This window comes from Paraburkholderia sp., assembly GCF_050742655.1.
GTDB lineage: Bacteria > Pseudomonadota > Gammaproteobacteria > Burkholderiales > Burkholderiaceae > Paraburkholderia.
Window position 1 is genome coordinate 67306 of record NZ_JBOIGG010000021.1, and the last position, 13792, is coordinate 81097.

A 13792-nucleotide genomic window follows, 5' to 3' on the forward strand; every position below is an offset into this window, starting at 1 on the left:
ACGTCATGCGCGAAGTACGTTGGGCATCGGAAGAGGGCGACGGCATCGAACACCTGACGTTCGACGCGCGGCCCGATGGCTTTTTCGTCGAGAGCGCGGTGGTCGGGCAGCGCTACGGCAAAGCGTACGGGCTCTACTACACGGTGCGCTGCGACTCGCAGTGGCGCGTGCTGCACACGTTCCTGAAAGTGGCGGGTGGCGGCGAACTCGAACTGCACGGCGATGGCGCGGGCCACTGGCGCGATGGCCACGGCCTCACGCTGACCGCGCTCGAGGGTTGCGTCGATATCGACATCGCGGCGACGCCGTTTACGAACACGCTACCGATCCGTCGTCTGCAGCTTGCACCCGGCGAGCGCCAGCCGATCGCGGTCGCGTACATCGGCACGCCCGATCTGCAGGTCACGCGCGTCGACCAGGCGTACACGTGCATCGACAGGGATCGCGAGTATCGATACGACGGGATTTTCCGCAATTTCTCGGCGAATCTGCGAGTCGACGACGATGGGCTCGTCATCGACTATCCGACGCTGTTCAGACGCCTGCAGTCCGTGCGTTGACTGCGCCGCCTTCGCTACCTTCGCCGTCGCGGCGCACCGCGTGCTGCTCGACGAAACGGCCGATACCCGTCGCGATACGCAGCGGATCGCGCAAAACGACCCAGTGGCTGGCATCGAGTTCTTCGCGCGTATAGGTGCCGAGCCAGCGTTCGAGTCCGAGCGACAGCGGCGGACCGACGTAACGGTCGCGCATCGGCACGAGAAACTGCACCGGCGCATGCGCATGGCGCGCACGCGGATGCAGCAGACGATCGATGAAATTCGCGCGGTACAGGTTCAGCCCGTTCAGCGCGTTGCGCAGCTGCGCGGGGTCGCTCGACGGACGGATGCCCTCGGTTACGCGCAGCCATAGCGGCCACATACGTGCGCCGCCCGCGCGCCACACCAGCTCCGGCACCAGCGGCAGATGAAAGAAGAAGATGTACCAGGACTTCAGCACCTGACGCAGCGCGCCGGGCTGCTTCGTCGCGCCGTCGGTTTTTGCTCCGCCACCCGAGCCACGCAGTCCATTCGACGCATGATCGAGACACGGTCCAGAGATCGACGTGTACGACGCGATGCGTCCCGCGAACGCGGGATCAGTCACGGATTCCCAGCTCTGGATCGATCCCCAGTCGTGGCCGACGAGGTGAAACGGTCGCGTGCCGCAGGTCGCGTTAGCGACTGCGGCGAGATCCGCGGCGAGCCTTTCGAGCCGGTACGCGCGGCGTGCGCCAGGGCCTTCCGGCGCGCCCGATGCGCCCGCGCCGCGCACGTCGTAGGCAATCACGCGATAGCGCGTGTCGAGTTGCGCGCGGACCGGCTCCCACACCGTGGCCGAATCCGGATAGCCGTGCACGAGGATGATCGGCGGCGCGTCGCGCGGGCCGCTCACGTACACGGCGAGCCGCACGTCGCCCGCATCGACGACGAGCGTATCGCGAATCATGCTGCGACCCGCACGTGGCGGCCCGTGGCCTTCAGCGGCGGATGTCCGGCGTTCGCCGCATCGACCGCGGCGACGAGCCCGTCGATGCGCGTGAGTTGCGCGCGGTTGTCGTGATCCCACGGATGGAAACCCGGCCGGAAGAAGCTTGCCCATTCGCGCGCGATGCGCGGGAACACGCCATGTCGCGGGCCGTACAGGAACTTCACCACTTCCCACATGCCACGCAGATGGCCACCGCGTTTGCGGTCGGCGATCATCAGCCGCACGTGGTAGTCGAACACGATCAGCCAGAACACGACGGTGACACTCAGCATCGTGCCGGTGCGCAGCAGATAGCGTCCGAGTCCCGGCTTCACGACGGTGTTCCATACGTCGAACGACACGGACTTGTGCTCGGTTTCCTCGAGCGCGTGCCACGTCCACATCTGGTGATAGCCCTCGACCGATCCGGCGATACGCGTCTCGTCCTCGAGCAGCAGCCCCGCGAGCATCGCCGTGTAGTGCTCGAGCGCGACGGTCATCGCGAGCTGGCCTGCAGGCGGCAGTATCTTGCGATTGAAGTTGAGGAACGCGGCGAGGCGCCGGTCGAGCTTGTGAGCGGGCAGGCCGGCCGCGTCGAGCAGATCGTTGTATTCGATGTGCTCGCGCGTGTGCATCGCTTCCTGACCGATGAAGCCGAGCACCTGCTTCTTCAGCACCGGATCGGCGATGCGGTCGCGGTAGTGGCGCACGCTGTCCATGAAGAAGCGTTCGCCAGCCGGAAACAGCAGCGACAGGGCGTTGAAAAAGTGCGTGACGTGCGAACCCTTGGCATGCCAGTCGGACGCCCGCTCGGGCGGCAGTGCGAACCGGAGGTCGCGGCGAATCGGCATCATGGTCCTACTCCTTTAGCGTGTTTCGCGTGTTTCGTTTCATTGTGTTCGTAGCGTTGCGGCGGGGGTTACCACGCGTCTTGCCACGCGCGTTGCCACACCTCACGCGCGCCGGCTCGTCACCGTCGCGTCCGAACGCGCGCGCTTCTGCGCGATGCGTTTCATGCGGCGGGTCTGCAGCACGACGAGCGCCTGGTACGCGGAGGGCAGCGTGCGCGCGAGCCAGTCGGCGGCGCGCGCATCGCGGCCGATCAGCACGCGGCGTTTGTTCTTGCGCACACCTTCGAGAATCACACGAGCAGCTTCGTCGGCGGTCGTGATGAAGAACTTCTCGAAGTCGTCCTTGCCCTGCTGTTCGTTTTCGATCATGAAGCCGACCATGTTCTGCGAGATGCGGCTCGACTGCGCGATCGCCGTGCGGATCCCGCCCGGATGCACGCAGGTCGCGGAGACGCCGCAGTTCATCAGGTCGAGTTCCTGCCGCAGCGATTCGGTGAAGCCGCGCACGGCGAACTTGGTCGCGTTGTAGCCGCTCATGCCTGGCTGCGCGAACAGGCCGAACACGCTCGACGTATTGACGATGTGTCCGTTGCCCGACGCCTTCAGATGCGGCAAAAAAGCCTTCGTGCCATGCACGACGCCCCAGAAGTTGATTCCGACGATCCACTCGAGATCGCTGTATTCCATGCCGTCGATCGTGCTCGACAGTGCGACGCCCGCGTTGTTGAACACGAGGTTCACGCGGTCGTGCTGCGCGACGGTCTCCGCGGCCCAGTCGAACATCGCGGCGCGGTCGGAGACGTCGAGCACACGCGTCGTCACGCGCAGCGGTGCGCCGACCACATTTGGCGCTGCCGCCTGCGCGAGCTGCGCGGTTTCCGCGAGGCTTGCCGCGTTGCGGTCCGCGAGCGAGAGGTGGCATCCTTCGCGCGCGAGCGCGATGGCGAGCGAGCGTCCCATGCCCGAACCGGCTCCGGTGATGGCGGCAACTCTATCGGTGAAGGTTTTCATGCTTGTCTCTCCCTGAATGCCTTGTCGTTATATGTGTGGGTCAGGTCGCTTCGGCCGACGCAGTCGCGGCGCTGCCGTGAACCGATGCCGTCGCGTGGACGGGCAGTGCAGTGGGTTGCGCAGTCGGCGCGTACGCGAAGTAATCGTCCATGCTGAACGTGCCGGTGGCCTGGCGGAAGCGCCACGTGAAGCCTGGCCACAGCGTCGTGTTCTTGCCGGTGTTCGGATCGAGATACCAGCTCTTGCAACCACCCGTCGACCAGATCGCGCGACCGAGCTGCTGCTGGATGCGCTCGTTGTACGCGCGCTCGACCTGCGGCCGCACTTCGATCGCTGCAGCGCGTTCGCTGCGCATCGTGTTCAGCGCGCGCAGGATGTACTCCACCTGCGACTCGATCATGTACACCATCGAGTTGTGACCGAGACCGGTGTTCGGGCCGACGATCATGAAGAAGTTCGGATAACCTGGCAGTGTCGTGCCGAGATAAGCGTGCGCGCCGTCGCGCCACGTATCGACGATATCGACGCCACCACGTCCTCGCACGACGCCGCGCGGGAACGGATCGGCGACCTGGAAGCCAGTGCCGAAGATCACGCAGTCGACCGGATGGCGTACGCCGTCGGCGGTGACCACCGCGTCGCGCTCGATCCGCTCGATGCCAGTCGTCTCGACCGATACGTTCGCACGCGACAGTGCCGGGAAGTAGTCGTTCGAGATCAGCACGCGCTTGCAGCCTATCGTGTAGTCGGGCGTGAGCGTCGCGCGCAGCTGCGGGTCGGGCACCTGGCGGCGCAGATGCCGCTCGGCGATTTTCTGCACGGCCTTCATCAGCGACGGATGCACGGCAAAACCGAGCGCACGCGATTCGAGCATCCAGTAGAGACCCGAGCGCATGATCTTCTGTGTGAACGGCAGATTCCTGAACAGCCACTGCTCGAGCGGTTTTATCGCGCGGTCGGCCTTCGGCATGATCCACGGCGGCGTGCGCTGGAACAGTTCGAGCTGCGCGACGCGCGGGGCGATCTGCGGGACGAACTGGATGGCGCTCGCGCCGGTGCCGATCACCGCGACCCGCTTGCCTTCGAGCGGATACGCGTGATCCCACTGTTGCGAATGGAAGATCTTGCCCTCGAACGTGTCGAGGCCGGGAATGTTCGGCACCGCCGCACGCGACAGGCCACCCATGCCCGACACCAGCACGCGCGCCGACCACTGCTGGCCGTTCGCGAACGCGAGCTGCCAGCGATGCCGCGTTTCGTCGTAGACCGCGCTGACAAGCTCATGCCCGAAACGCAGATGACGCCGCACGCCGAAGCGGTCGGTACATTCCTCGAGATACGAGCGGATTTCCGGTTGCCGCGCGAACATCCGCGTCCAGCGCGGATTCGGGGCATACGAGAACGAGTAGACGTGCGACTGCACATCGCATGCGCAGCCCGGATAGTGATTGTCGCGCCACGTGCCGCCGACCGATTCGGCCTTCTCGGCGATCATGAAGTCGGTCTGGCCGCCCTGGCGCAGCCGGATCGCCATCCCGAGACCCGCGAAGCCGGAGCCGATGATCGCGATGTCGGTATCGATGGACGCGGCGTCGTCCGGAGGCATCGTTCGCGCATTCATCCGGTCTGTCTCCTTTATCCACTCATAACTGTTACATTGAATGATGTAACGATAAAGGCGAAGGCCGCCCGGCGCAAGAGGCGGTTTAGACGGCTGACTCTATGGGGGAAGGAAGGCGGAGAGCCTTGCCCGGCGGGGCGAGAGCGGCGGCCGGGTGACTTGGGGTTACTTTTTCTTGCCCTTGCCGGGCGATGCGCCGGGTTCGTCGGGTTCGCCGGGGAGAGGGGAGTGCGGATGGCCAAGCTTTTCCATGATGCCGGCGACGCGGTCGCCGAGGTAGTCGCCGGACGCTTCTTCCAGTGCACGGTTCATCTCGGTTTCGACCAGCACCATGCTGAGCGGCCGGATGTGCCAGATTGCTTCGACCAGCGCGGGCACGTCGGCGGCTGGCGGCAGCGCGCCGTCTTCGTAACGGTCGAGCTGCCGGACGACCAGATCGACCATCGTCTTGGCGATCGCGTTGAAGTGAGGGCGCGATTCGCGCATCGCTTCGAGCAGGTCGGCGGTCGGCACGCCTTCGCGCGCCATCGTCGCGCCCGCGTTCAGCGTGGCCGGACTGCGCGCGACGAACGACAGTCCTTCGCGTTCGAGCAGCCCGAGTTCGACGGCCTTCGCGAGCACGGCCGGCGACGCCTTGCCGCCGAACAGTTGCACGAGTTCGAGCAGCGAGTATTTCTTCGGACGCTCGCGCGACCAGCGGCTGCCGATCGCCGTTTCGAGCCCGAGGATCGAACGCAGATCGTGGCCTTCGTCGATGGCCTTGATCAGATCCTGAATGTTCGCGAGCGTGTAGCCGCGCGCGAGCAGGTGATTGATCAGCTTGAGACGCGACACGTGCGTGTCGTCGTAGACGCCGACGCGGCCGCGTTTTTCCGGCGGCGCCAGCAGACCGCGGTCCTGATACGCGCGCACGTTGCGGACAGTGGTGTCGCTCACGCGCGCGAGTTCATCGACGGTGTACTCGTTGCGCGGTGCCGCGAGGGGTTGCTCGACGGGAAGGGACGTTTTGGCCATGCTGAGATCTTACCGTGCGAGACACGTGGACAACAGCACAGCACGCAACAAAGCGCGTCTATAGCGTCTGGCCCGCCTCGTGCACGGCCTGCGCGATCGCATCGGCGACGGTCTGCACACGCGGCGAGCGGCGCACATCCGGATGCACGACGAGCCAGATCTCGCGCTCGACATCGCAGGGCGGATCGGAGTCGAGCACCGTCAGTGCGTCGTCGCCGTTCGCGATGAAGCCCGGCAGCAGGCCGATTCCTGCTCCGGCACGGCATGCCCGATAGATCGACACGAGGTCGTTCGCGACCAGCGCGAACGGCCGGTCGCCTGCGAACTGCACGAGCCGTTGCTGCTGCGGAGCGTCGGCGAGCACTTCGTTGTAGCCGACGAACATCCACTCTGAAGGGGGCCGGGTGAGCCACTCGGGGGTCGCGCGCAATGCGAAGCGGATCGTGCCGAGACGCCGCGACGCGAGCCCCGGTTCGTGCGGACGTGTGAGCCGCACCGCAAGATCCGCTTCACGCCGGAACAGATTCGCTACGCGCGATTCGCCGACGATGTCGAGCTGGACGCCCGGCCATGCGCGACGCATCGCCGCGAGTCGCGGCACGAGGAAGTGGCTGCCGAAGACCGGCGGCAGCGACAGCCGCACGGTGCCATGCAGCGCGGACGCGCCGCGCGACGCTCGCTCGAACGCCTGCGCTTCCTCCTCGATCCGTGCCGCACGCTCGATGAGCCGTTCGCCTTCTTCGGTCAGCGGCCAGCCTCGCGGCAGCCGGTCGAAGAGCCGCACGCCGAGCGTCTGCTCCATCGCGTCGATGCGCCGCGCGACCGTCGAATGCTGAACGCCCAGCGTTCGCGCGGCCGCCGACAGACTGCCGCCCCGTGCCGCGGCGAGGAAATAGCGGATGTCGTCCCACTGCAGCCCGGACGCAGCCGGCTTCGGGCTATCTGTTGAATTTTGCACAGTACCTGACGATTTATCTGGAATTCCAATCGATTATGCACGAAGCCTATGATCGCTCCACGTCAATCGAAGGAGCGAAGCAATGGGACAGCGGGACGCGTATCAGATCGGTATCGAGACCTATGGCGACGCAGGCGTGCTACGGCAGTTCGCGCATCCGGTGCCGCTGCCTGCCGCCGGTGAAGTGCAGATACGGCAGACGGCGGTGGGTGTGAATTTCGTCGACATCTATTTTCGTTCGGGACGGCATCGTCTGCCGCAGTTGCCGGCGGTGCTCGGCGTGGAGGCGGCGGGTGTCGTCGAGGCATTGGGCGATGGGGTCGACGGTGTGCAGGTCGGCGATCGGGTCGCGTACGGCGGAATGCCACCGGGCAGCTATACGAACCGGCGCAACCTGCCGGCCGAACGCGTGGTGCCGGTGCCCGACGGCGTGTCCGACGATACGGCCGCGGCGGCGCTCGTGCGCGGCGCGACCGCGTGGATGCTGCTGCATCGCGTGCGCGAACTGAAGCCCGGCGACACGCTGCTCGTGCACGCGGCTGCCGGCGGTCTCGGGCTGATTCTCGTGCAGTGGGCGAAGGTGCTCGGCGCGCGGGTGATCGGCACTGTCGGCTCGCGCGACAAGGCCGCGCTCGCCCGCGCTCATGGTCTCGATGAAGCGGTGCTGTATCGCGAAGAGGATTTTGTCGAGGCGGCCCGCGCGTTCGGCGGTGGCGCGGGCGTTGATTACGCGGTGGACGGCATCGGCGGCGACACGTTGCATCGCACGCTCGGCGCGGTGAAGCCGTTCGGGATGGTCGCGAGCATCGGCGCGGTCGCGGGCGATGCCGGCCCGATATCGCTCGACGAACTCGGCCCCGCGCGCTCGATTGCACTCGCGCGACCCAGCGTGCTCGGTCTGATGCGTGACACGGTGCAGTATCGGCACGCGGCGCAGCAGGCACTCGGGCGCGTCGCGCAGGGACTACGCGTCGAGATCGGCAAGCGTCTGCCGCTCGAACGCGCGGCAGACGCGCATCGGCGGATGGAGCAGGGCGAGACGACCGGCTCCGTGATCCTGATTCCGTGAGCCGCGCTTGCGTATCACTCTACCCGCGTATCACGGATGCGAGTACAGGCTCTGTTCGGGCAACCGGCGCGTAACGTGCCGGCGATGCTTCTTCACCCGCTGCCTTGCGTGGCGCTTCGCGGGCTTCGCGGCTTTTTGCGGCGGTTGAGCCTGCGGCGCCTGCTGTGCCTGTGCGGGCTGCGGTGCGGATTGTGGTGCAGGCTGCGGCGCGGACTTCGGCACTGGCTGCAGCGTCGATTGTCCTTCGCCGAAGCGGTAGGTCTGCGAGGTTTGCGCGTGTGTGACGAGCGGGACTGTCGACAACGCGAATACTGCCAGTGCAAGGTAGCGCGAAAGATAAGGCGAAAGCTTCACGGGTGCTCCTGTTCGACAAAGACGTGCAGGATACCGTACCGCAATCGCCGCCCGATTCCGTGTCACGCAATACCGGCATCCACGTCGACGCCGATCGCTTGCGCGGCGGCGCGCCGGTAACCGCCGGTCGCGAGCAGCAGGCTGCGCGTGTAGTCGTGCGACACGCGCTGCGCACGCACCGCATCGATATCGAGTTGCTCGACGATCTCGCCGTTGCGCATCACTGCGACCCGCTGACACAGAAAGCCGGTGACCGCGAGGTTGTGGCTGACGAGCACCATCGTCAGCCCACGCTCGCGATGCAGCTTGCGCAGCAGGTTGAGGATCTCGGCCTGCACGGAAACGTCGAGCGCGGACGTCGGTTCGTCGAGCAGCAGCACGCGCGGCTCGACGATCAGCGCGCGGGCGATCGCGACGCGCTGTCGCTGGCCTCCTGATAGTTGATGCGGATAGCGGAAGCGGAACGCCGGCCCGAGCCCGACCTCGCGCAACGCGTCTGCAATGCGCGCGTCGCCGTTCTGGATGCCCGCGATCGACAGCGGTTCGCGCAGCGTCTGATCGACGGTGAAGCGCGGATGCAGCGAGCCGTACGGATCCTGAAACACCATCCGCACGTCGTGGCCCGGCGGGTGCGCCGTTCCCTGTGCGTCGCGTTCGCTACGTTCATGTGTACCGATCCGCATACGGCCCTCGGCGAGCGGCACCAGTCCCGTCAGCGCACGCAGGATCGTCGTCTTGCCCGACCCCGATTCGCCGACGAGTCCGAACGCTTCGCCGTCCGCGACCTGGAAGCTCGCGTCGCGCACCGCGTCGGCCCAGCCGGTCGGCGTGCGAAAGCGCACAGTGGCGTGTTCGACGTCGATCATCGTGTAGCACCTTCAAGAGGTTCAAGCCATGCCGGGTCGCGTTGCAGTACCGGCAGTTCGTCCGGCGGTGACATGAGCGGCGGATTCGCAGCCAGCAGCCCGCGCGTGTACGGATGCTGCGCGTGCACGAGGTCGCGCGCCGCGCAGGTTTCGACCACGCGCCCCGCGTACATCACGACGACGCGGTCGCAGAACGACATCACGAGCGGCAGGTCGTGGCTGATGAAGATGAGCCCGGTACCGTGCCGGCCGATCATCTCGTCGAGCACCGCGAGCACCTGCATCGACACGAGTACGTCGAGCGCGGAGGTCGGTTCGTCGGCGACCAGCAGACGCGGCCCCGACGAGACCATCATCGCGATCATCACGCGCTGTCCCATGCCGCCCGACAGTTCGTGCGGGTAGGCATCGGCAACCCGCTCCGGATGACGGATGTGTACCGCCTCGAGCGCCGCGACGATCTTCTCGCGCATCGCTTTCCTGCCGAGCGACGGTTCGCGCAGCGCGAACGCCTCGCGCATCTGCTGCGCGACGGTCATTACCGGATTCAGCGAGTATTTCGGGTCCTGCAGGATCATGCCCATCTGCGCGCCGCACAGCTTGCGGCGTCGTCGTGCGGACAGCGCGAGCAGGTCCTCGCCGTCGAACACCATCCGGCCCGCGCACCATTGTGCGGCGGGCGGCAGCAGACCGAGCAGCGCGCGTCCGGTCAGCGATTTGCCCGAACCCGATTCGCCGACGATGCCGAGCCGTTCGCCGTGGCCGAGCGTTAGCGAGAGACCGCGCACGGCCGGTGCGAGTGTGCCGTCGTGAGTCCGAAAGCCGATCCGCAGATCGTCGATCTCGCAGAGCGGCATAGAGGTTGAAGTTTCCATATCAATCCCCGTGCCGCGGATCGAAGACGTCGCGCAGACCGTCGCCGAGCAGGTTGAACGCGAGACTCACGAGCAGGATCGCGAAGCCGGGAACGGTCGATGCCCACCACGCGTCGAGCAGCACGCCGCGGCCCGACGCGACCATGAAGCCCCATTCGGGACTGGGCGGCTGCGCGCCGAGGCCGAGAAAACCCAGCCCCGCGACGGTCAAAATGATGCCAGCCATGTCGAGCGTCGCGCGCACGATCACCGACGACATGCACAGCGGCACGATGTAGCGCAGCAGGATGCGTGCGCGCGACGCGCCTTGCAGTCGCGCGACGTGAATGAAATCGGCATGCGCGAGGCGCAGCGTTTCGGCGCGCGAGAGCCGCGCATAGGCTGGCCACGCGGTGATCGAAATCGCGATCACCGCGTTGATCACGCCGGGTCCGAGCGCGGCGGCGAACGCGAGCGCGAGGACGATCTTCGGAAACGCGAGTGCGATGTCGGTGATGCGCATCAGCACGGTGTCGACCCAACCGCCGAAGAAGCCTGCCGTCGTGCCGACTGCAAGGCCGATCGGCACGACCACGATTGCGACGAGAATCGCGATGGACAGCGTGAGCCGCGATCCGTAGATGAGCCGCGACAGAATGTCGCGGCCGAGCTGGTCGGTGCCGAGCCAGTGCGATGGCGAACCGGGCGGCAACAGACGGTCGGAGAGCACCTGCTGCAATGGATCATGCGGTGCGATTAGCGGACCGATCGCCGCGACGACGATCAGCAGCGCGAGGATCGCGAAGCCGAACATCGATAGCGGGTTGCGCGCGAACCGTCGCCAGCGCCTCCATGCGAGCCCGAGTGCGGCCTGGCGACGCGACGCGGGTGAGTCGCTTTGCAGCCAGTCGACGAGGCGGGTGTTCTTCGTGGCAATCGGGCTGGTCATCATCGATCAACGGGCGCGCGGATCGAACACGCGGTATAGCGCGTCGGTCAGCAGGTTGAGCGCGATGAACGTCGCGCCGATCACGAGCGTGCTGCCGAGTACCGCGTTCATGTCGGCGTTCAGCAGCGCGCCGGTCAGATACGAGCCGATGCCAGGCCACGCGAATACGATCTCGGTCAGCACGGATCCTTCGAGCAGATAGCTGTACGTGAGCGCGATCACGGTTAGCAGCGGCACGGCGATGTTGCCGAACGCGTGCCGCCAGATCACGCGGCGTTCGGGCAAGCCCTTCGCGCGCGCGGTCGTGATGTATTCCTCGCTCAACTGGTCGAGCATGAACGAGCGCGTCATCCGGCTCAGGTACGCGACCGAGTAGTAGCCGAGAATCGCCGCGGGCAGCGCGATGTGCGACAGCGCGTTGACGAACACGTCCCATTCGCCGGCGAGCGCCGCGTCGATCAGCAGGCTGCCGGTGCGCGTGTCGACCATGCCGTCGTACAGCGGATCGATGCGGCCCGGTCCCGATACCCAGTGCAGCTTCGCGTAGAACAGCAGCAGACCCATCAGCCCGAGCCAGAACACCGGCACCGAACTGCCGATCAGCCCGACGAAGCGCGCGACGTGATCGATCCAGCGGTTGTGCCGGACCGCGGCCAGCACACCGAGCGGCACACCGACGATCACGCCGAGCAGCGTCGACAGCGTTGCGAGTTCGAGCGTCGCGGGGAACACGCGGCGGATGTCGTCGATGACCGGATGCGCGGTCAGCAGCGACATGCCGAAATTGCCGTGCAGCACGTCGCGCATGTAGATCAGGAACTGCACCGCGAGCGGCCGGTCGAGTCCGAGTTCGAGCCGTGTCGCGGCGTACGCCTGCGCGGACGCGCGATCGCCGAGCACCGCGAGCACCGGATCGAGCGGAATCTTGCGGCCGATCACGAACGTTACCGCGAGCAGCCCCAGGAACGTGACGGCGAGCGTCGCGACCCAGCGAAGGATGCGCAGTGTCCAGCGCACGACGCCCGCGCGTCGCGCGGAGACGCCGCGGACGGGGCTGGCCGCGGGAAGGGGAGTCGACATGGCGTTCCCTGGGTTTCAGAGGGGCGAGGCTACTGCTTCTTCAGATCGCGATACGACACGAGGTCGTTGATCGGTCCGACCTCGAGGCCCGTGACGCCGGGCCGCACGGCTACCTGCGCAACCTGCTGGAACATGATCACGAACGGCGACTGCGCGAGCATTTCCTTCTGCATCGCCTGGTACAGTTGTGCGCGTTTGTCCGTCGACGACTCGGCGAGTGCCTCGTTCGTTTCTCGGGTCAGCTGCGGAATGTCCCACGCGTTGCGCCACGCGAGCATCTTGTAGCTCGACTTATCCGAGTTGTCCGGATTCCAGGCGAAGCCCTGCGCGTTGCTGTGCGGATCGATGTAATCCGCCGACCATTCGCCGATGTAGATGTCGTGCTGGCGCGCGCGATATTTCGCGAGCGTCTGCTTGTTGTCGCCCGGAATGATCTCGACCTTGATGCCGGCCAACGCGAAGTTGGCCTGTACCGCCTGCGCGATTTCGTTGTATGGGTAGTCGTTGCGCACGTCCATCTTCACGGTGAAACCGCCCGCGAGGCCTGCTTTCGCGAGCAGCGCCTTCGCCTTCGCGACGTCCTGCTGGTACGGGTTCGTATTCAGCGCGCCGAGAAAGCCTTCGGGCAGGAAGGTCTCGTGCACTTTGTAGGTCGTCTTCACGACGTTTTGCTGAATACCCCTGTAGTCGACCAGCCACTTCAACGCCTGCTGCACTTCGGGTTTCGCGAGATTCGGGTTTTTCACGTTCAGGCCGAGGTACATCAGCGTCGCCTGCGGTACTGCGGTGACGCGGATCTTGCCGCTCTTCGTCAGCGCGGCGAGGTCGTCGGGGCTCAGATTGCGCGCGGCGTCGGCGTCGCCGTTCTCGATCAGCAGACGCTGGCTCGCTGCTTCAGGTACATGACGCAGCACGATGCGCTTCATCGCGAGCGGCAGACGGTATCCGTCGAAACGCTGCAGCACGATGCTGTCGTTTGCGGTCCACTTGACGAGCTTGTACGCGCCCGAACCCGCCTCGTTGGTCTTCAGCCACCCGTTGCCGAAGTCGTTGTCCTTCTGGTGCGACATCAGCAGCTTCTCGTCCAGCACTGACGCGGGCCACGAACCGAGGATGTTGAGCACGAAGGTCGGCGCGTACTTCTGGTCGGTCTGCACGGTGATGGTCGTGTCGTCGACCTTCTTCACACGCTGCAGTACGTTGTCCTTCGTGAGGCCAATGCCCTGCAATACCGCGGCCGGTCCCTTGTCGAGCAGCACGGCGCGCTGGATCGACCACGCGACGTCCTCCGCGCTCAGCGGATTGCCCGAGTGGAACTTCAGGCCGGGGCGGAGGTGGAACGTGAACGTGAGGCCATCGGGGCTCACGCTCCACGACTGCGCGACGTCGCCGTTGAATTTCGACGGGTCGCGCAGATCGACGCGCACGAGCCGGTCGTAGGTGTTCGCGACGTATTCCTCGGGCACCAGTTCGTAGACTTCGCCGGGATCGAGCGACGTGAATTCGTCGAGCAGCGTTGCCATCACGAAGATGTCTTTCGGCGTCGCGGCGCGGGCCGGACCGCCCGTCGCCGACAGCGCGAGAACCGATGCGACCGCCGCGGCGGTCAGTGCAGTGCGCAATACCCGTTTCATGCTGGCTCCGTGAGGATGATGA

Annotated in this window: 14 protein-coding genes; 2 read left to right on the forward strand and 12 right to left on the reverse strand. The window is 66.0% G+C overall.

Features of this window, described 5'->3' with window-relative positions:
- Positions 1–5 precede the first annotated feature (5 nt).
- Positions 6–560, forward strand: coding sequence for a putative glycolipid-binding domain-containing protein (locus tag ACREXZ_RS25495; RefSeq protein WP_431766900.1), 555 nt, complete (start codon positions 6–8; stop codon positions 558–560).
- On the opposite strand, the gene ACREXZ_RS25500 is transcribed toward ACREXZ_RS25495, so the two are convergent.
- The 6 genes from ACREXZ_RS25500 to ACREXZ_RS25525 all read right to left on the reverse strand — a co-directional run bounded on the left by ACREXZ_RS25500 (position 535) and on the right by ACREXZ_RS25525 (position 6922).
- Entirely contained in the window at positions 535–1488 is a 954-nt protein-coding gene (locus ACREXZ_RS25500; RefSeq protein WP_431766901.1) for an alpha/beta fold hydrolase, read from the reverse strand. The genes ACREXZ_RS25495 and ACREXZ_RS25500 overlap by 26 nt on opposite strands.
- The gene (locus ACREXZ_RS25505; protein ID WP_431766902.1) at positions 1485–2363 is read right to left on the reverse strand and encodes a metal-dependent hydrolase; all 879 of its coding nucleotides are present in this window, start codon (positions 2361–2363) and stop codon (positions 1485–1487) included. The genes ACREXZ_RS25500 and ACREXZ_RS25505 overlap by 4 nt, the downstream gene beginning before the upstream one ends.
- A gap of 99 nt (positions 2364–2462) precedes the next feature.
- Complete coding sequence (locus tag ACREXZ_RS25510; RefSeq protein WP_431766903.1) at positions 2463–3371, reverse strand: SDR family NAD(P)-dependent oxidoreductase; 909 nt, start codon at positions 3369–3371, stop codon at positions 2463–2465.
- A 40-nt stretch (positions 3372–3411) separates the two neighbouring features.
- Positions 3412–4992 (reverse strand): flavin-containing monooxygenase, encoded by a 1581-nt coding sequence (locus tag ACREXZ_RS25515; RefSeq protein ID WP_431766904.1) that lies wholly within the window; start codon positions 4990–4992, stop codon positions 3412–3414.
- Positions 4993–5157: 165 nt separating this feature from the next.
- Positions 5158–6006 carry a MerR family transcriptional regulator gene (locus ACREXZ_RS25520; RefSeq protein WP_431766905.1) on the reverse strand — a complete coding sequence of 283 codons (849 nt, stop codon included), beginning with the start codon at positions 6004–6006 and terminating at the stop codon, positions 5158–5160.
- A gap of 58 nt (positions 6007–6064) precedes the next feature.
- Entirely contained in the window at positions 6065–6922 is an 858-nt protein-coding gene (locus ACREXZ_RS25525) for a LysR family transcriptional regulator (RefSeq protein ID WP_431766964.1), read from the reverse strand.
- A gap of 124 nt (positions 6923–7046) precedes the next feature.
- Here ACREXZ_RS25525 and ACREXZ_RS25530 point away from each other — a divergent pair, with 124 nt between their 5' ends.
- Entirely contained in the window at positions 7047–8033 is a 987-nt protein-coding gene (locus ACREXZ_RS25530; RefSeq protein WP_431766906.1) for a quinone oxidoreductase family protein, read from the forward strand.
- Positions 8034–8063: 30 nt separating this feature from the next.
- Here the strand turns inward: ACREXZ_RS25530 and ACREXZ_RS25535 are convergent, their stop codons facing one another.
- The 6 genes from ACREXZ_RS25535 to ACREXZ_RS25560 form a co-directional block, all read right to left on the reverse strand.
- Positions 8064–8387 carry a hypothetical protein gene (locus ACREXZ_RS25535; RefSeq protein ID WP_431766907.1) on the reverse strand — a complete coding sequence of 108 codons (324 nt, stop codon included), beginning with the start codon at positions 8385–8387 and terminating at the stop codon, positions 8064–8066.
- A 62-nt stretch (positions 8388–8449) separates the two neighbouring features.
- Positions 8450–9253 (reverse strand): ABC transporter ATP-binding protein, encoded by an 804-nt coding sequence (locus tag ACREXZ_RS25540; RefSeq protein ID WP_431766908.1) that lies wholly within the window; start codon positions 9251–9253, stop codon positions 8450–8452.
- Positions 9250–10128, reverse strand: coding sequence for an ABC transporter ATP-binding protein (locus ACREXZ_RS25545; protein WP_431766909.1), 879 nt, complete (start codon positions 10126–10128; stop codon positions 9250–9252). The genes ACREXZ_RS25540 and ACREXZ_RS25545 overlap by 4 nt, the downstream gene beginning before the upstream one ends.
- Before the next feature lies 1 nt (position 10129).
- Positions 10130–11056, reverse strand: coding sequence for a nickel transporter permease (gene nikC, locus ACREXZ_RS25550; protein ID WP_431766965.1), 927 nt, complete (start codon positions 11054–11056; stop codon positions 10130–10132).
- 6 nt (positions 11057–11062) lie between these two features.
- The gene (locus ACREXZ_RS25555) at positions 11063–12136 is read right to left on the reverse strand and encodes an ABC transporter permease (RefSeq protein WP_431766910.1); all 1074 of its coding nucleotides are present in this window, start codon (positions 12134–12136) and stop codon (positions 11063–11065) included.
- 29 nt (positions 12137–12165) lie between these two features.
- Positions 12166–13770, reverse strand: coding sequence for an ABC transporter substrate-binding protein (locus ACREXZ_RS25560; protein ID WP_431766911.1), 1605 nt, complete (start codon positions 13768–13770; stop codon positions 12166–12168).
- Positions 13771–13792 lie beyond the last annotated feature (22 nt).

Bases quoted from the DNA above. Each gene is read 5' to 3' on its own strand.
- ACREXZ_RS25500 (WP_431766901.1), bottom strand. From the start codon at position 1,488: ATGATTCGCGATACGCTCGTCGTCGATGCGGGCGACGTGCGGCTCGCC.
- ACREXZ_RS25545 (WP_431766909.1), bottom strand. From the start codon at position 10,128: ATGGAAACTTCAACCTCTATGCCGCTCTGCGAGATCGACGATCTGCGG.
- ACREXZ_RS25505 (WP_431766902.1), bottom strand. From the start codon at position 2,363: ATGATGCCGATTCGCCGCGACCTCCGGTTCGCACTGCCGCCCGAGCGG.
- ACREXZ_RS25530 (WP_431766906.1), top strand. From the start codon at position 7,047: ATGGGACAGCGGGACGCGTATCAGATCGGTATCGAGACCTATGGCGAC.
- ACREXZ_RS25515 (WP_431766904.1), bottom strand. From the start codon at position 4,992: ATGAATGCGCGAACGATGCCTCCGGACGACGCCGCGTCCATCGATACC.
- ACREXZ_RS25510 (WP_431766903.1), bottom strand. From the start codon at position 3,371: ATGAAAACCTTCACCGATAGAGTTGCCGCCATCACCGGAGCCGGTTCG.
- ACREXZ_RS25555 (WP_431766910.1), bottom strand. From the start codon at position 12,136: ATGTCGACTCCCCTTCCCGCGGCCAGCCCCGTCCGCGGCGTCTCCGCG.
- ACREXZ_RS25540 (WP_431766908.1), bottom strand. From the start codon at position 9,253: ATGATCGACGTCGAACACGCCACTGTGCGCTTTCGCACGCCGACCGGC.
- nikC (WP_431766965.1), bottom strand. From the start codon at position 11,056: ATGACCAGCCCGATTGCCACGAAGAACACCCGCCTCGTCGACTGGCTG.
- ACREXZ_RS25520 (WP_431766905.1), bottom strand. From the start codon at position 6,006: ATGGCCAAAACGTCCCTTCCCGTCGAGCAACCCCTCGCGGCACCGCGC.
- ACREXZ_RS25560 (WP_431766911.1), bottom strand. From the start codon at position 13,770: ATGAAACGGGTATTGCGCACTGCACTGACCGCCGCGGCGGTCGCATCG.
- ACREXZ_RS25495 (WP_431766900.1), top strand. From the start codon at position 6: ATGCGCGAAGTACGTTGGGCATCGGAAGAGGGCGACGGCATCGAACAC.